The sequence below is a fragment of the Acinetobacter sp. CIP 64.2 genome (assembly GCF_000369645.1).
GTDB lineage: Bacteria > Pseudomonadota > Gammaproteobacteria > Pseudomonadales > Moraxellaceae > Acinetobacter.
Genome location: NZ_KB850120.1, coordinates 350,052 through 366,659, shown reverse-complemented (window position 1 = coordinate 366,659; position 16,608 = coordinate 350,052). Strand labels below are relative to the sequence as shown.

Annotated in this window: 19 protein-coding genes; 12 read left to right on the top strand and 7 right to left on the bottom strand. The window is 41.6% G+C overall.

Going from position 1 to position 16,608, the window contains the following annotated elements; genetic code table 11:
• Positions 1-38: 38 nt before the first annotated feature.
• Together F895_RS16990 and F895_RS16995 are read right to left on the bottom strand one after the other, a co-directional pair.
• Positions 39-830 (bottom strand): TIGR03915 family putative DNA repair protein, encoded by a 792-nt coding sequence (locus F895_RS16990; protein ID WP_005238501.1) that lies wholly within the window; start codon positions 828-830, stop codon positions 39-41.
• A gap of 2 nt (positions 831-832) precedes the next feature.
• A complete protein-coding gene (locus tag F895_RS16995; protein ID WP_005238500.1) occupies positions 833-2,095 on the bottom strand; it encodes a putative DNA modification/repair radical SAM protein in 1,263 nt (420 codons plus the stop codon).
• 191 nt (positions 2,096-2,286) lie between these two features.
• Here F895_RS16995 and F895_RS17000 point away from each other — a divergent pair, with 191 nt between their 5' ends.
• From F895_RS17000 to F895_RS17030, 7 genes are all read left to right on the top strand, one after another.
• Entirely contained in the window at positions 2,287-2,697 is a 411-nt protein-coding gene (locus tag F895_RS17000) for a hypothetical protein (protein WP_005238499.1), read from the top strand.
• 112 nt (positions 2,698-2,809) lie between these two features.
• A complete protein-coding gene (gene glyQ, locus F895_RS17005; protein ID WP_004657598.1) occupies positions 2,810-3,787 on the top strand; it encodes a glycine--tRNA ligase subunit alpha in 978 nt (325 codons plus the stop codon).
• A 13-nt stretch (positions 3,788-3,800) separates the two neighbouring features.
• Positions 3,801-4,277, top strand: a complete 477-nt coding sequence (locus tag F895_RS17010) for a DUF6678 family protein (protein WP_005238496.1) — start codon at positions 3,801-3,803, stop codon at positions 4,275-4,277.
• The gene (gene glyS, locus F895_RS17015; protein ID WP_005238494.1) at positions 4,274-6,340 is read left to right on the top strand and encodes a glycine--tRNA ligase subunit beta; all 2,067 of its coding nucleotides are present in this window, start codon (positions 4,274-4,276) and stop codon (positions 6,338-6,340) included. The genes F895_RS17010 and glyS overlap by 4 nt, the downstream gene beginning before the upstream one ends.
• A 73-nt stretch (positions 6,341-6,413) precedes the next feature.
• Entirely contained in the window at positions 6,414-6,887 is a 474-nt protein-coding gene (locus F895_RS17020; protein ID WP_005238492.1) for a hypothetical protein, read from the top strand.
• 105 nt (positions 6,888-6,992) lie between these two features.
• On the top strand, positions 6,993-7,415 hold the full coding sequence (locus tag F895_RS17025; RefSeq protein WP_005238489.1) for a hypothetical protein: 423 nt from the start codon (positions 6,993-6,995) through the stop codon (positions 7,413-7,415).
• Between the two features lie 221 nt (positions 7,416-7,636).
• A complete protein-coding gene (locus F895_RS17030; RefSeq protein WP_005238487.1) occupies positions 7,637-8,047 on the top strand; it encodes a hypothetical protein in 411 nt (136 codons plus the stop codon).
• Between the two features lie 88 nt (positions 8,048-8,135).
• Here F895_RS17030 and F895_RS17035 read toward each other — a convergent pair whose 3' ends face one another.
• Positions 8,136-9,491 carry a S8 family serine peptidase gene (locus F895_RS17035; RefSeq protein ID WP_005238485.1) on the bottom strand — a complete coding sequence of 452 codons (1,356 nt, stop codon included), beginning with the start codon at positions 9,489-9,491 and terminating at the stop codon, positions 8,136-8,138.
• A gap of 74 nt (positions 9,492-9,565) precedes the next feature.
• On the bottom strand, positions 9,566-9,877 hold the full coding sequence (locus tag F895_RS17040; protein WP_005238483.1) for a hypothetical protein: 312 nt from the start codon (positions 9,875-9,877) through the stop codon (positions 9,566-9,568).
• 613 nt (positions 9,878-10,490) lie between these two features.
• Here F895_RS17040 and F895_RS17045 point away from each other — a divergent pair.
• Positions 10,491-11,105: a hypothetical protein gene (locus F895_RS17045; RefSeq protein ID WP_005238481.1), complete on the top strand. Its 615-nt coding sequence runs from the start codon at positions 10,491-10,493 to the stop codon at positions 11,103-11,105.
• Between the two features lie 63 nt (positions 11,106-11,168).
• Here F895_RS17045 and F895_RS17050 read toward each other — a convergent pair whose 3' ends face one another.
• Complete coding sequence (locus tag F895_RS17050; RefSeq protein ID WP_005238479.1) at positions 11,169-12,440, bottom strand: hypothetical protein; 1,272 nt, start codon at positions 12,438-12,440, stop codon at positions 11,169-11,171.
• Positions 12,441-12,561: 121 nt separating this feature from the next.
• On the opposite strand from F895_RS17050, the gene F895_RS17055 reads away from it, so the two are divergent.
• Together F895_RS17055 and F895_RS17060 are read left to right on the top strand one after the other, a co-directional pair.
• Positions 12,562-13,341 (top strand): class I SAM-dependent methyltransferase, encoded by a 780-nt coding sequence (locus tag F895_RS17055; protein WP_005238477.1) that lies wholly within the window; start codon positions 12,562-12,564, stop codon positions 13,339-13,341.
• A 19-nt stretch (positions 13,342-13,360) separates the two neighbouring features.
• Positions 13,361-13,933 carry a hypothetical protein gene (locus tag F895_RS17060; RefSeq protein WP_005238475.1) on the top strand — a complete coding sequence of 191 codons (573 nt, stop codon included), beginning with the start codon at positions 13,361-13,363 and terminating at the stop codon, positions 13,931-13,933.
• Between the two features lie 54 nt (positions 13,934-13,987).
• Here F895_RS17060 and F895_RS17065 read toward each other — a convergent pair whose 3' ends face one another.
• A complete protein-coding gene (locus tag F895_RS17065; protein WP_005238473.1) occupies positions 13,988-14,551 on the bottom strand; it encodes a hypothetical protein in 564 nt (187 codons plus the stop codon).
• Between the two features lie 169 nt (positions 14,552-14,720).
• On the opposite strand from F895_RS17065, the gene F895_RS17070 reads away from it, so the two are divergent.
• Positions 14,721-15,356: a class I SAM-dependent methyltransferase gene (locus F895_RS17070; protein WP_005238471.1), complete on the top strand. Its 636-nt coding sequence runs from the start codon at positions 14,721-14,723 to the stop codon at positions 15,354-15,356.
• Here the strand turns inward: F895_RS17070 and F895_RS17075 are convergent.
• Positions 15,353-15,820 (bottom strand): Holliday junction resolvase-like protein, encoded by a 468-nt coding sequence (locus tag F895_RS17075; RefSeq protein WP_005238469.1) that lies wholly within the window; start codon positions 15,818-15,820, stop codon positions 15,353-15,355. The genes F895_RS17070 and F895_RS17075 overlap by 4 nt on opposite strands.
• A gap of 130 nt (positions 15,821-15,950) precedes the next feature.
• Here F895_RS17075 and F895_RS17080 point away from each other — a divergent pair, with 130 nt between their 5' ends.
• Positions 15,951-16,595, top strand: a complete 645-nt coding sequence (locus F895_RS17080) for a ParA family protein (RefSeq protein WP_010589698.1) — start codon at positions 15,951-15,953, stop codon at positions 16,593-16,595.
• The last annotated feature ends 13 nt before the right edge of the window (positions 16,596-16,608 follow it).

Genomic DNA, 16,608 nt, shown 5'->3' with positions numbered 1-16,608 from the left:
GGTTGTGAAGCAATCTATTTTGCAAGGATCCAACTAGGCTAAACATATTTTTCATTCAGATAACGCCAATAACGTTTCGGCAGATATTGCACATGCAATTTAATATTCTGCCGTTCTTTAATATTGATACTCTGAAAATAATCCTTCCAAAGCTGATCATATAAGATCTCTTGTTCATCCAACTCTAACTGAAAACTTTGGCTACCGCCTTTTTGCAGATTGCGATCAATCTGATCAGCATCCATAACGACCTCATGAATTTGCTTGAGATCGTAATAAAGACCATAGTTACGTTGTTCATCATAAATCAGCCAGCGCTGATCCTGATAGCGCCGTTTAAAATGTGGCTGAATCAAAGGCAACACATTAAAATCGGGACGGACTAAACTCAGAAACAACCCATCTGTGCTTTTCTTAAAACGGATAAAAGCCTCCATCCGATGCTTTTCGCGCCCGACTTTTTTGGTCCACTGTGAAATCGCTAGCACACTTGGATGTAAATAGTCTTTTTCAATCGAATAAGACTGCTGAAACACATAGATGCAATAATTAAAAAGATGCTGATAGGCCTCTAGTGACTCAGACAAGGAGGCAAAATAAATCTGCTTTAGCGCAGCTGGGGAAAGCTTTTGTTGTAAGGCAGACCACACCCGTTGAGCATGTTGCTCATGATTGGACACATCAATAACCTCGGAAAATAAGCCATGTTGTGTCTCACCCAGTAAACAAAGTTGCACATCAAACTCTTTGAACTGAAATGCGCGAAATACACAACTCAGCAACCCCAGCATTGAGCCATCAAAACAATAATTGAGTTTCTGAGTCAACATTACTAAAACCCCAAACTCAGCTGTGGAGACAGTGGCTTGATATATTTAGATGAACCTTGGGTCAAAATTTGCTGACGGATAAAACCAGAAGAAAGTTCCTTCTGGAAACGTGGACTGTCTTCACAACGAATAAAATATTGCGCACGGGAATAAGCTACACCTAATTGCTTTAACAAGTCGATATGGATTTTGCCAAAACGACGGGCATGCACAATTTTCTTAGCGGATTTCACCCCGATGCCGGGCACGCGCAAAATCATAAAGTAATCAGCACGATTTAAATCTACCGGAAACTGCTCAGGATGACGTAAGGCCCAACTCAGTTTCGGGTCAACATCTAAGTCCAGATGCGGGAAGCGCTCATTCACGATTTCATTGACCTGAAAACCATAAAAACGCATCAACCAATCACTCTGATACAGTCGATTTTCTCGTAGCAACGGCGGTGCAGAACCCACCGCAGGTAGATAATTATTCTCGGTATTAATCGGGATATAGCCTGAGAAATAGACCCGTTTTAACTTAAATTCTTTGTAGTGCCGATCTGCCATAAACAGTACATCCTGATCGGTTTCCTGATGTGCACCTACCACCATCTGCGTAGTTTGCCCTGCTGGGACATATTTCGGCACATGCTTGATAATTTGACGCTCATCTTTAAGCTGAATCAAGCGATCCCGAACCAGCCCCAAATCTTTTTGTACTTCTTGATGTGATTTTTCAGGTGCAAAGGCTTTTAAACCAACCTCGGTAGGCATTTCTAAATTAATACTCATCCGATCTGCATATAGACCTGCTTCATGAATCAATTCAGGGGAAGCACCTGGAATGGTTTTAAGATGAATATAGCCATTAAAGTTTTCTTCTAGGCGTAGTTTCTTCACCACTTGCAGCATCCGTTCCATGGTATGGTCGGCGGATTTGAAAATGCCTGAACTGAGAAATAATCCTTCAATATAATTTCGTCGATAGAAGTTAATGGTCAAGTCAACCACTTCCTGCACCGTAAAGGCCGCACGTTTCACATCATTGGAACGGCGTGACACACAATAGGCACAGTCAAAAATACAGACATTGCTGAACAGGATTTTTAGCAGAGAAACACAGCGTCCATCTTCAGTATAGCTGTGACAAATCCCTGCCCGACTGGCGTCACCCAGACCTTTATCTTTATTTTTACGGTCACTGCCACTGGATGAACAGGACACATCATATTTGGCAGCGTCCGCTAAAATTTGCAGCTTTTCACGAATGCGATCAGACATTTCAAACGACCTGAAGAAAACAGAGGATATCGTTTAAAAATTAACATTTCAAAGTTGTGAAATTAAGAGCATGTGAGATGCTACACGTCATGAGCTGACGTGAGGATTTTCCTCTTCAGTACAGATTGTTGATTTGAAGGGAATATAATCTATCTATAATAAAATGAAGAAAACTTTATTTCTTCCATCTCATGTACAATTTTTTATCTTTATTGCCGAGCTTATTTTTAACCTTCCTACTAGCCGCCTGTAGCTCTAAAAATGAGCCCGAATTCATCGAAGTAAAGACTTTTCAATCCACTCAAAGCCCATATTTTATAAAAGCATTTACTTTAATTAAATATGACAGAACATGTTTTTTACAGACATCAGCAATTCTTGAAGATGGAAATGAAATCAATAAAAACTGGGGGTTCATGGAGGGTAAGGCATTTTTAGTCGATGATAATACACCGAGAAATCCATCCATAACCCCCTCTCAAAGTTCAACTGCCGATCAACAGATAGAAGAATACATTCAACAAATGAAAATTAACCAAGAAATTACCTATATGAAAGGTTTGCTCTCTGCCAAAAGTAGAAATGAATGCGGAATAAAATAACTTTTTTTATTTCTGATCAGAACTTGCTGGCGAAGTGCTAGAAGCCTTTGCCACTCCTCTACAAAATCCTTATACTTAAGCACAATTTTTGTTTGATTCCAGTGGATGCACCATGAGTCGTGCTATATCGCATATTGATACCTTTCAGGGCTTAATTCTTGCCCTACAAAACTATTGGGCGGAGCAAGGCTGCGTCGTATTACAACCATATGATATGGAAATGGGCGCAGGTACTTTCCACACTGCAACCTTCTTACGTGCATTGGGGCCAGAAACCTGGAACGCGGCTTATGTTCAACCATCACGTCGTCCGAAAGACGGTCGTTATGGCGAGAACCCGAACCGTTTACAACACTACTATCAGTTCCAAGTGGTACTTAAGCCAAACCCAGACAATATCCAGCAGCTTTATCTTGATTCATTAAAAGCCATCGGAATTGATACCCTCACTCACGATATTCGTTTCGTTGAAGACAACTGGGAATCTCCAACCCTTGGCGCATGGGGCTTAGGTTGGGAAGTTTGGTTAAATGGTATGGAAGTGACACAGTTCACTTACTTCCAGCAAGTTGGTGGTATTGAATGTTACCCAGTTACGGGTGAAATCACTTACGGCCTAGAACGTCTGGCGATGTACCTGCAAGGTGTAGACTCAGTTTACGATCTGGTTTGGACCAAAGGTCAATTCGGTACCGTAACTTATGGTGATGTATTCCATCAAAACGAAGTTGAGCAATCAACCTATAACTTCGAATACGCGCCAGTCGATAAAATGTTTGAATTGTTTGACTTCTATGAAGCTGAAGCGTCTCGTTTAATCGAGGCTGAACTGCCGCTTCCTGCTTACGAGCAAGTGATCAAAGCATCGCATTGCTTTAACTTGTTGGATGCCCGTGGTGCGATTTCGGTAACTGAACGTCAACGTTATATTTTACGTGTCCGTACTTTGGCGCGTTCAATTGCTCAAAGTTATGTGGCGGCCCGCGCGAAACTTGGTTTCCCAATGGCAGAACCACATTTGCGCGATGAAGTATTGGCTCAACTTAAAGCACAAGTTGAAGCAGAAGCTTCATTAAAAGCAAAAGACTAAAGTTGTTTTTCTGATGCAAAATCCTCACTCTATTGTCCATTATGGTATTGACGATCAGCAGCAAAGTATTGCCAATGCCGTTAAAAATGGTCAATGGGTGAGTGCTGCCAACAATACCAAGTGGTCTGAGCTGATCACATTTATGCAAAATGACGACTGGAGTCCTAGTTATCGTTATTGCTGGATCAGTAATAAATTTATCAGCAATTGGGATGTTGAGTGGTTTGGTCATTTACCCTATCCATTCGCAGGGGTGTTATGGCTAGACTTAAGTACATTAGAGCATCAGATTGAAAAGCCTTGGGGACATAAAAAAATCATTGACCACTCGGCTCGATTTAAAAATTTATTGGTAAAGATTGGTTTAGAGTTTGAACAACGTGAAGATGTCATTCGGATTTGGGGATACCTACCCAAAGATGAAACGGATTTTCCACCCCAAACCAACTTTGTACAGCCACACCATATTTTTTCGGATACATGGAAATGACACATACCGTACTATTTGAATTGGGTTGTGAAGAACTTCCACCCAAAAGCTTAAAGACTTTGCGTGACGCACTTAAAGCAGAAACTGAAAAAGGCTTAAAAGAGGCAGGCTTAAACTTTGCCTCTATCGAAGCCTATGCTGCACCACGTCGTTTAGCATTGAAAATTGTTGATATCGATGCAGCTCAGGCAGATACACAAAAACGTTTTGATGGCCCTGCGGTACAAGCGGCTTATGATGCTGAAGGCAAACCGACCAAAGCACTTGAAGGCTTTATGCGCGGTCAAGGCATCACGGCTGACCAACTTTCGACGTTCCAAGCTGGTAAAGTTGAAAAAGTGTGCTTCTTGAAAGATGTCAAAGGTCAAAGCCTTGATGTTTTACTGCCACAAATTTTACAGACTGCATTGGATAACTTACCTATCGCAAAACGTATGCGTTCAGCAGCAAGCCGCACTGAATTCGTTCGTCCAGTAAAATGGGTGGTATTGCTCAAAGATGATCAAGTGGTTGAAGCAACCATTCAAGATCACAAAGCAGGTAATGTGACTTATGGTCATCGTTTCCATGCACCTGAAGCCGTGACTTTGGCACATGCAAATGACTACTTGGTGACTTTAGAACAAGCATATGTAGTTGCAAACTTTGAAAAGCGTCAAGCGACGATTCAAGCACAAGTCAAAACATTGGCAGATGAAGTCAATGCGACTGCTATTGTGCCAGCAGACTTGCTTGATGAAGTCACCAGTCTGGTTGAATGGCCTGTAGCTTTACGTGCAACTTTCGAAGAACGTTATTTAGCGGTTCCACAAGAAGCCTTGATTACCACCATGCAGGATAACCAAAAGTATTTCTGCTTAATCAACGCCGAAGGTAAATTACAGCCTTACTTCATTACCATTTCAAATATTGAGTCTAAAGATCCGACTCAAATCATTGAAGGCAATGAGAAAGTTGTACGCCCTCGTTTGTCTGATGCGGAATTCTTCTTCTTGCAAGATCAAAAGCAACCGCTTGCCTCTCGTAAAGAAAAATTAGCCAACATGGTCTTTCAGGCGCAATTGGGTACGCTGTGGGACAAATCACAACGTATTGCGAAATTGGCTGTGGCATTGTCTCCAATTACCGGCGCTAATGTGGCTGATGCTGAGAAAGCAGCATTACTGGCGAAATGTGACTTAACCTCTGAACTTGTCGGTGAATTCCCAGAACTTCAAGGGATTGCAGGCACCTACTATGCACGCCTTGAAGGTGAAAATGTTGAGGTCGCCGAAGCTTTAGGTGAGCAGTATTTACCGAAATTTGCGGGCGATGTATTGCCGCAAACCAAGACAGGTACCACCATTGCCCTTGCGGATCGTTTAGATACATTGGTCGGTATTTTCGGTATCGGTCAAGCACCAACAGGTTCGAAAGATCCATTTGCATTACGTCGTTCTGCAATCGGTATCTTGCGTTTAATCATCGAAAATGAACTCGATGTGACGATTGAAGAGTTAGTGAACTTTGCCTTGCAAGGTTATGGCGATGTGGTTAAAGATCATGATAAAACCCGTGCGGATGCCGTGGCATTCCTGGAAGGTCGTTACCGTGCCAAGTATGAAGATCAAGGCGTTGCGGTTGATGTGATTCAAGCGGTTCAAGCGCTTGCACCAAAATCTCCTCTTGATTTTGACAAGCGTGTCACTGCAGTCAACCATTTCCGTACTTTGCCAGAAGCGGCGGCATTGGCTGCGGCAAATAAGCGTGTTGCCAATATTCTTGCTAAAGAGGCAACTCCTGAAGGTGCTGTGGTTGAAGCCAATCTGGTTGAAGCTGCTGAAAAAGCACTTTATGCAGAATTGTCTGCCCTTACGTCTGTGGTTCAGCCTTTACTTGCTGCGCGTAACTACACTGAAGCGTTGTCTAAGCTGGCTGCGCTTCGTGCGCCAATCGATGCTTTCTTTGAAGGTGTAATGGTGATGGCAGATGATGCAGAATTAAAAGCCAACCGTTTACGTTTATTGGCTCAGTTGCGTCATTTATTCACGGCAATTGCAGATGTAAGTGTATTGCAGGGTTAAGCCTGTATTTATTTGAATGCTTAAAGAAACCTGCTAGTAATAGCAGGTTTTTTATGAACTTTGATTAATAAAAATGATTCAATCTAAAAATTACTATCGTATCGATCTCATTCTTACCGTTATACATGCCGCTTTACTCTTAATCAGTTGGGCAGCCTACCAACACTATCCATTCATTCGAACCAAACCCGATATGAGTGGCCTGTTTTTTATGATCATTTCGATTTTGGGTGGAATGATTGCACTGATTATTTTGGCAGTTGTCTTACCCCGTTTAGATCAATCTGTCAGTCAATTAGCGCTCAAGAAATTTTTATTTTCCTCGCTCTACTGGATCAGCAGCAGCATCATTTTTATTTTATTTGGCAATACAGTATTGCTCTTTAATCAGCCACTCCCTTGTATCCTGACTTTCTCATCTATCTTTTTAGGCTCAATCTACTTATCCGTTATACGATTTGCAAATATACGTAAACAAGATTACTTCATTTTTTTAGGCATTTTTGGCGTTTTATTTCTCTTCTTTTTCTGCATAAGTTTTAGTTAAAGGTTACGTACCGTATCAATTTCATATCATCCCCACTCTTTTCTTCGCTCCAACGATAAGATATAAAATCTCGATTGCGACCCTATCGCGGAAAGGACAGAAAAGATGATGAATAAAGTACAACTATTATGTTTAACCACTGCATTGGCGGCATCGTCTTCTCTATGGGCAGCAGACACAACCAACACCACAAGCACTGCTTCTAATGCTGTGCCTGAAAAAGCCATGCCCTATGGCGACAACCCAAGTCTAGGGCGCATCCTGCTCTATAAAACAGGTAAAGGCATGCAGAATTTGGGCGATTCAATCCAAGGTGCATCGGATAACACCTCGCAAAAGATGAGTGAAAAATGGAAAAGCACCAAAGAATACTCAACTGAACAAGCTGAAATCGTGCAAGAGCAAACCAAGAAAGCGACACAATACACGGCTAAGAAATGGCAAGACACCAAAGATGCTGTCGTGGGGACCAATGAGGGTAATGTCCCGATTGAACGTGCTGAACTTAGTCAGTCCTCAAAAAACTAAATGCCAAGGCCTCGATAACGTAGAGGCTTTTTTATTTCTTCAAATTTAATCCAACATCAACAAACTTGAGCCCTGCCGAATACCACTACATAAAAACGGCACAATATGGTTTTTAAAAATAAGCCTTAAATTTACAGTGCTTACTCAAAACATTCATTGAATTTCACCGACTTTGCCGACACACTCAAACGCATAAATTCATAGGATCGGAATTTTTGCATATGACCCAACACCCTATCAAAACCAGTCTACTTTGCTGCGTCAGTGCAATCAGTTTTACTGCTTGTTCGACACTTTCCACCCAGAGCAACATCACACAGCCCTTACAACAAGTGAAAAATATTGGTGCGACACCCTCAACGCAAGGTAATATTGCAAAATTAATCAAACATGATCATCACTGCCTGATTGAGTTTACTGGCTATTTCGAGGGTGGTCAGGCAGTTGAACGTTGGGTCTTTAATCAACATGGGTTAATTTCAGCAAACTCTACAACGCAATACTATAAAGATAAAATGCTTGGTCAACCGGCAATCGCAACCGCCTTTGATGTACAAGATGCGACTGCTCAAGCCAATTTTCAAAAACTACAAAGTAATTTTAGCGCCAGTAACCTAGCACAGTGCCATTAACTAAAAAAACGCGTTGCATCTATCTCTAGCTGCAACGCGTTATGGCTTTTAAACTATTTTAGATCAATCTTTTAATTACACAATCACCTTAATTTGAACTAAGCCCACTGGTTGCAGCAAGTAAATCAATACGTGGGAACACTAAACCTGTGCGTGTATCGGTAATGGGTTTACCCGTCACTCTTAAACGATTTACGGTTTGATCGATAGTCTCTGATGGTGTTACGCCATTGGCGCGTAATAAGGCAATTGCCCCTGCCACATGAGGTGCTGCCTGTGAAGTACCGCCTTGAGTTTCACCGCCTGCAGTAATCATCGCGCCTGGTGCCAATAAAGTCACTAATGAGCCGCCATTACTAAAGCAGGTAATTTTATCCGCGGCTGTGGTTGGATCAGAACACTTCAACGGATTGCCCCACGATACACCGCCAATATTGCTATCATAGACTGCACCTACGCGTACTGCACCTGCTACACAAGCAGGAGAAGAAATCCCATCAGCAAAGGCATCATTACCCGAAGCCACTACAGGCACGACCCCTACTGCACGTGCATTGGCAAATGCAGTGCCATAACTACTGTTACTGCATTCAGAGGTATATTTCACCCCGGGTGTCCCTAAACTTAAATTAATCGCTTTAATATTATAAGTTTGTGCATTATTCACAGCCCAATTGATCCCCGCCAGAATATCGCTGTCATAAGCCGTGCTCACTAATTGTCCCTGTGATCTCACCTTTCTAAAAGCATCAATTCCGATAATTTTGGTTTTAGTCGCAACTTTGGCAACAATAGCTGAAACGTTACTACCATGTCCATCATCATCTAAGGTGTTATCGTCAGGTGCACTATCAAAAGCATAGACCACGCGACAGCTTGAAGCTGGGGTATTGACTGCGGTACAGCCAAAGTCAGCATGTTTATAATTTACCCCTGTATCAATCACCACCACACTGGTGCCTTCTCCAGTAAAGCCATTACTCACCGCTTGTGGCTGATTGATTAAGGGCAAACTTTGCATGGTCGTTGGCACATTTTTACGATTTGGATAAACACCTTTGACATTCGGATCATTTAAAACCTGTGCCAGCGTTTCGCGATTCTGAATACGATATAAACCCAAAGGTAAGCCATTAAACTCTCTTAAGGTTTCAAAGCCGGCTGCTTTGCCAAATTTATTTTTAAACTGGTTTTTACCCTCTGCAATCAGGCTACGTTTTTCTCGCCCTAAAGTAGTGCGGGTTGCACTGTTCTCATATTCGATCAATAAATCATTTGAATCATTATCGAGCAAGGCAGCAAGATTAATTTTACCTTTCTCGACCTTGTTTAATGCTGCCGAGCTGAGACTTTGTTTGAGTTGCACCGCATTCAGTGTCACGGCGGAAGTGGTCGTGGTGATAAAAGTACATAAGCTTAAAAGTAATAAAGTTTTATTGTTCACTATTCATCTCCATCGTTCTTGGATAAAGAACTGTTTTATTACCTGTTTTTCTTGGGTAAAGAAATCCAGATCATTTAAAGTGTTTTAATTTCATTTGCTGGATCAGTTTCAGGATCAATCGGTTGTATCGAAGGATCGCTTTTGGTGTCATAAAATTGGTCATCTTTTTGAGTTTTATCCAATTTATTTAACATGGTTGAGGTAGTATGTTCTGTGGCTTTGTTCTCCTGTGGATGTAAAACGGTTGCACTTACCCCTGTTTGTTCAGGGTGAATTTGATAAATCGCAGCATCAGCTGCTGAACTGTTCGATTCTGCTGGTTCAAAATAAAAAACCACCACACCGAGCCCGATTAAGACAAGTAGGAATGCTGCAATCTGTTTCATTTATATTCTCCAGCGCTCTTTATTGGCCATGACTTGGTTTTCAGTTTTTTCTATGCACAATGCGAATAAATTTTAATATTCACTTTATATTTCACCTATATCTTCAAATAAAATACGATTTAAATCGTCGTGTTATCTAAAAATACCGCAAGCTTCTGCTTTAGTTTTATACGTTTAAAAGTACAATTAACACCCTAAAGATCGATCTTATGACAAAAAATATTAGCTAAAAAAGCCAAATCATGAGTTCACATCGATATACCAAGCAATAAAAATGCCATTTTTTTAATCAATTTGAAATGAGTTTAAATCAATTTAGATATTCTTAATTTTCATATTCATTTAGCTAAAAAATAAGAAAGAAAGTCAATAATAATTGTCTTAAAAACAATCTAAAATTTATTTTTTACAGCAACTTATATTTATTAAAAAACATTACTTTTCACGTGCTTAACAAAAAAACATATCTCCACAATTTCTCGCCAGATTGTTTTCAAGCTGTAATCTGGTTGTAACGTTTGATGAAAATCACACATTTCTGTTTTTTTGCTCGCTATGATGCAATGGCGTTGATGAAGTACCTCAATACGGTACATCGCTTAAGGAAATCGCAATGAAAAAAATGATCAAAACAGCTATCGTCACAACTAGTATCCTCACCTCTGTTTCTGTTTTTGCACAGAATGTTGATGCAAATGCCAGTGGCTCAGCTCAAGTCAATGTACAATCTGGTGGACTGCTTAAAGGCGTCACAGGTGCAGTCAAAGGTACAGCACAAGGCGTTGGTCAAGTCGCACAAGGCGTTGGCCAAACTGCACATAATGTGGGACATGCTGCGGTAAATACAGGTGTTTCAGCCACACAAAAAACTGTGAGCGCAGCAAGCAATGTTGGCTCAACCGTTGTCAATAAAACTGGTGAAGCAGTAAAAACCACGACAAACTATGCAGTAGATAAAGCTGTAGATGGCAAAGAGTTGGCCGCAGATACTACTGCAAATGTAAAACAACGTATTGCAGAGAAGAAGAATGCAACTCAATCTAAATCGCTCAATGTTGGCGCTCAAACCAACGCGCAAGCACAAGTCAATGGTAAAACCTCATCTGTAAATGCCCAAACAGGCTTGAATGCAGATAAGAAGAACCTACAAACCGGTGCGAATGTCGGTGTAAAAGTGCTTGGTGTTAATGCGAACGTCAATACCAATGCCAAAATTGGCAGAAACTAATTAAAATCTAATCTAAAAAGCCCTTTGCTGCGTCAAAGGGCTTTTTTATACACATGATTTCACTCAGCAAAGTTGCAGCTTGCTTTGCTCATCCGTGTTATTTTCAATAAAATGAGTTAGACCGTGTGCATCACAACATAGGCTCAGCTGTTTATAGCTCAGACTATAGAAATCTGCGTAGTGTTTAAACACCAACGGCGATTGATCCAGCGCAAAAGGTTCACCCTCTTTGACCAATTTATGAATACCTCGATCATTCATCGTGAGGAAATAATATTCATCATTCAATCTCAGTTTGACCAAGCTATTGGCCGTCAGGTTTAAAGGCAAGAGATAGGCTGGATTGGCTGCAATGATGTCAGCGCTGTAGCTCTCTAATTTCAAGCTTGCCAGATTAAACACCAGAAACTGATTCTGCGCATTGATCACATTGGCGGGTAATGTCTCGCTGTGTTGTACAAAATGCAGATGAACTCCTAGCTTATGCAGATTCTGTTCTGTCCCCTGTTTCAAATTAAACAGCTGTTGTACCAGTTTTTGTTTAAGGATCGCATCAAAATAACGCTCATCTAAAGCCATTTCATTCTGCTCTAGAATTTTTAATAAGGCATGATGATGGCGTGGCAATAAGGCATCGAGTACGTGACGATAATAGAACTTGCTCTGCTTCTTAACCTCCCGAACGCGTTGATAGAAATACGTGATTTCAAATGGTTTAACCACAAAATCATTCAACAGCTGGGAACTTGCCAACACGGAAAGTGCTTCATGACCTGTAAAAGGTAGATGAATCACATGCATTTTAGGCAATAAAGGCTGAATCTTTAAGAAATGCTCTTTATCTTCTGCAAAGTACGGATCATAGACGATGATGTATTCACGCGATGCATCCACTTCATCGGCCTGAATCTGCATATCTTGATGGATAGAAGTATCAAAGAACTCAGCATAACGGCGATCCTGTACCACATCAGGATCAATCGAAAATTGTGGTACAAAAGCCACGATCTTTTGCATATTCAATAAGTTTGAATACTTGATTGCAGCATAGCCACCCATTGAGCCGCCATAACCCACAATGTCCTTGAATTGATGCAAAATCGGCTGGATCTGTTGCTGCATCTGCAACATGCTCGTTTTCGGAAACCATGATTTTTGCTTCGGCATAATACCGATCACATTGTACTGATATTTGATTAAGGATTTTTCAGCATTAATTGACATGCCTTTCGCGCGACTAATCAAATCACCAAACGAAATCACTAAAGTGTCACTTGCACCTTTTAAAAAAATAACGCGAATATGCTCATCTTCAAATATTATTTGCTTATCCATGCTCACACTGAAAAATTGATCCTAGGCTTGTAGCAAAAAGTCACCAAATGATCGCTTTGCCAAACCATAATTGCGGAGTATCTTATTTTATAGAGTTAAGACAGATTAAAAAGCGCAAAAAATGACACAATCCTTACATCCTGCTGCTGAAAAAGGCTTTAGTTTAGGGGCCGAACTATACCAACAGGTGCGCCCTAGTTACCCGCAAGAAATAGTAGTTTGGCTGCAAGATCGGCTCCAAATAGGTAAAAGCTCCACGGTTGTTGACCTCGGTGCTGGGACTGGCAAATTCTTACCCTCCCTGATTCAGACGCAGGCCAAAGTGATTGCCGTCGAGCCTGTCACGGAAATGTTACAGCAGCTTCAACAGACCTATCCAACTGTCGACTGCCTGCAAGCATTCAGTAGCGAGCTACCATTCGTCAATGCGTCAATTGATGCCATTCTGTGTGCTCAATCGTTCCACTGGTTTGCCAATATTGAAACTTTAACTGAAATCCATCGGGTCCTCACCGCATCTGGACACTTGGGGCTGATCTGGAATCAGCGTGATATCCGTGTCGATTGGGTCAAAGCCTTGGCCGATGCAATTGCCCCCTTGGAAGGTAACACCCCTCGTTATCATAGTGAATTATGGAAACAGGTCTTTGAGAACCAAACGCTATTTAAATTAGATGGATTACAGACCTTCCAGCAGTCACATCAGGGGACTGTCGAACAAGTGGTCAGTAAACGCTTGCTATCCACCAGTTTTATCGCAGCAATGCCGACCGTTGAACAGCAACAACTCAAAGCAAAGTTTGAACAAATTGTATTTGATTTTACAGGTTTAACTGCACAAGATCAGATTAGTTTCCCCTATACCACCTTTGCCTACCATTTTCAGAAAATATCAAATTAATTATTGAACGAGTTGAACTATGTCTAAGCTTAAAACCACCTTTGCCATCACCTGCCTACTCAGTTCAGTGCTGCTGCTCAGCGCTTGTAATAAGGACAAAGAACCAGCGGCAAATAAGGAGCAGCAAAGCAGCTCGGCCAAAGATGCGATTGGTCAACTCAATCAAACCCCGATTAAACATTTCCCAGCCACAGCAGATGATGGGCATGATATTGCCATCTTGGATGACTATGACCGTCGCTTTACCGATATGAGTGATAGCATGGAAATGGAACTGGCCAAGATGAAAGAGGCCAATAGCTTAACCCCAGAATTCGAGCAGCAGCGCCAAAAAGATAACGTGAACTCCGCGTTGAAAATGCTCAAAGAACTGGAACTCAAAACTGAGCAAGGACGCTATATTCAAGGTTTACTCTATGATTATTGGGATCATCAGGCCAAGGTTCTAGAACAGGCAAATCGCAGTACTAGCCCTCAAAAGACAGATACCAGCCAACAGGTCAATCATCTCAATGAATATCTACATGCCCAAAGCCAGTTACACTACTGGAGAAATGCGCAACCAGCTGAAACTAAAATGCAAGCTGAGTAACTGAAATAAATAAAAAAGGGACTAATGCCCCTTTTTTTTATTGCAAATTCATTATTAAATATTCTGTTTCTCAATCCAGTGAATTGAGCTCACACGGAACAGTTCACACGCACCATCGCCGACACCACCTGGAGTTAATGACGATTTCCACACCAAGTCCTTATCTCGGATCTCGACCAGCTCGCCCTTTAACTGCACCAAGTCACCTCGTTTCACTTGTTTGATTTGTTTCGCAATCTCTGGATTGGCCGGAATAATATGCATATTAGACACCATTTTGATCGCTTGATCTGGTGGTACGGGTAATTTTGTCATTTTCCAGTTTAGATAACGGTCATACTGACGCACATCGATGGTTCTTGCAATTGCTGGATCAGCAAAAAGTCCCAGACTCACCGCATAGTCAATCGGAGAAAATTTGGCTTGCTCGTCATCCTGATAGACTTTTGAACCGAGAATACGGAAATTTCCATCAAAAGGTTTGAGGACTGAAATCGATTGATAGGCCACCGTAGGCGCTAAGCCATTGGCAATATTATATTCTGCCTGACCCGTTGATGCATGTGTCTGCCCAATTGCAGCAACCATGCATAAACTCATCCATAGACGTTTTTTCATGGCTCAATCATCCTCAAACTATAACCAAAAACTTAGAAAATCATTTCTCTTCATAGTATGCTTAGATGGTGAAAAAAAGTGCTTTTTTTGGTAACAATCAAACCCACTTTGGTCATGTTTTTGTGGTGTAAATTTTGTATTGCTCATTTGAATCAACACATGGATCACTATGATTTACCAATTTTATCAACGTCGCGTATTTCCGCATTTACTGAACCAAGTCATGCAAAGTGCCAGTTTGATGGATCGACGGCGCGAACTCCTGCTGCCGATTGAAGGCGACGTACTCGAGATCGGCTTTGGGACAGGTCTGAATATTGCTTTTTATGGTAATGTTGATACGCTTTATGCGGTGGAACCTAATCCTGATATTTATCATCTGGCACTTGAACGGGTTCAACATGCCCCATTCTTCGTCAAGCATGTGCAAGCCAGTGCCGAGAAGCTTCCTTTTGCCGATGCCTCGCTCGATCATGTCGTTTCAACATGGACACTGTGTAGTATTGAACAACTGGATCAAGCGTTGGCTGAAATTTATCGGGTATTAAAGCCGACTGGCAGTTTTCATTTGGTTGAGCATGTCAAACATCCAAACTCAGCCAAAATACAATCTTTACAAACACTCTTGACGCCAATTCAAAAACGTATTGCCGACGGCTGCCACCTGAATCGGGATATGGAGCGCCATCTCCTACAGGCCAAATTCAGATTTATCGAAAAAGAATATTTTGATGCTGCAGGAATTCCAGTGCTGGCCCAAAAAATGTTACTGGCCCGAGTACAAAAATTACAACTTGTAGCTTAATCTTCAAAATCAATTCGAAGCGTTTCAAATCGAATACGTCCTTCATTAACGGCTTGGGCAATGGCCTGCTGCCCTTTGCTTAAGCGCGCGCCACCACTTTTAATATCCAGTAAAATCACTTCTATGTCTTCTGCGCTACCATCGCCATCGCGGAAGTCGGTATAACCATCAAAAACAACATAGTCGACGGGATCTCCCAAGAATTTGGCATCACTGGGTAAATACTGGAATTGAGGCAGGATTGGTGCAAACTGCTCCGCCATTTTACCTTTTAATACTGCGCGACTGGTATTGACGCTGCGCTTCTGGGCATCAAGCAAGGCTTGTTTATGCTCAAGTTCAAGTTCGGCGATATATTTTTCATATTCAGCCTGAATCCGCCCATTACGGGTGCTGGATAAAATAATTGTGGTGATCACGACACCTATACAACCACCAATCAGCATCGCCAACCAAACCGACATATCGACCTTCCTGTTCTTCCGTGCTGCTATTTAACTGCAACATTAAACTTTTGTCATGTGTAACACACTTGTTCTAAAAAGATGCTAAGGTATAGATGAATACGAGAGCCTGCTAAATAAATCTAAGTACATGAAGACAATATTAATCGCAAATCAAAAAGGTGGCTGTGGCAAGACTATGACCGCTATTACACTCGCTACCGCTTTATCCCAAAAAGGATATAAAGTTGCGCTGGCAGATGCTGACAACCAAAAATCATCTTTGCAATGGTTAAAGCAACGTCCTGAAACAGTTACAGGTATTCAGAGCCTGGATTGGCGACATGAAAAATCCATTGGTGAAGCACCCAAAAATTTAGATTATTTAATTATCGATGCGCCAGGTGCACTCTCAGGTGAACATGCCGAGCAATTGGTCAGTGAAGCGCACGCCATTGTGACACCACTACAACCCTCGTTTTTCGATATCGACAGTACTCGCCGCTTCCTGAAGCATTTACAAGACATCAAACGTATTCGTAAAGGTAAAGTACAAATTCTGTTGATTGCCAATCGGGTCAAGCCGAATAGTGCCAGTTCCAAAGACATTCAAGACTTCTTTAGCAAAATTGATCAAGATCCTGTGGCGTGGATTTCCGAACGCAGTGCTTATGGCTCTTTAGCCATGCAAGGTCTCAGCATATTTGATAAAACCCAGAAAAACTTTGTCAGCATTCAGAGTCAATGGCAGCCCATTTTAAACCAGTTGGTTGATGATCCAAGCGAGTGGTTTTAGGCTTTGCAAAGAA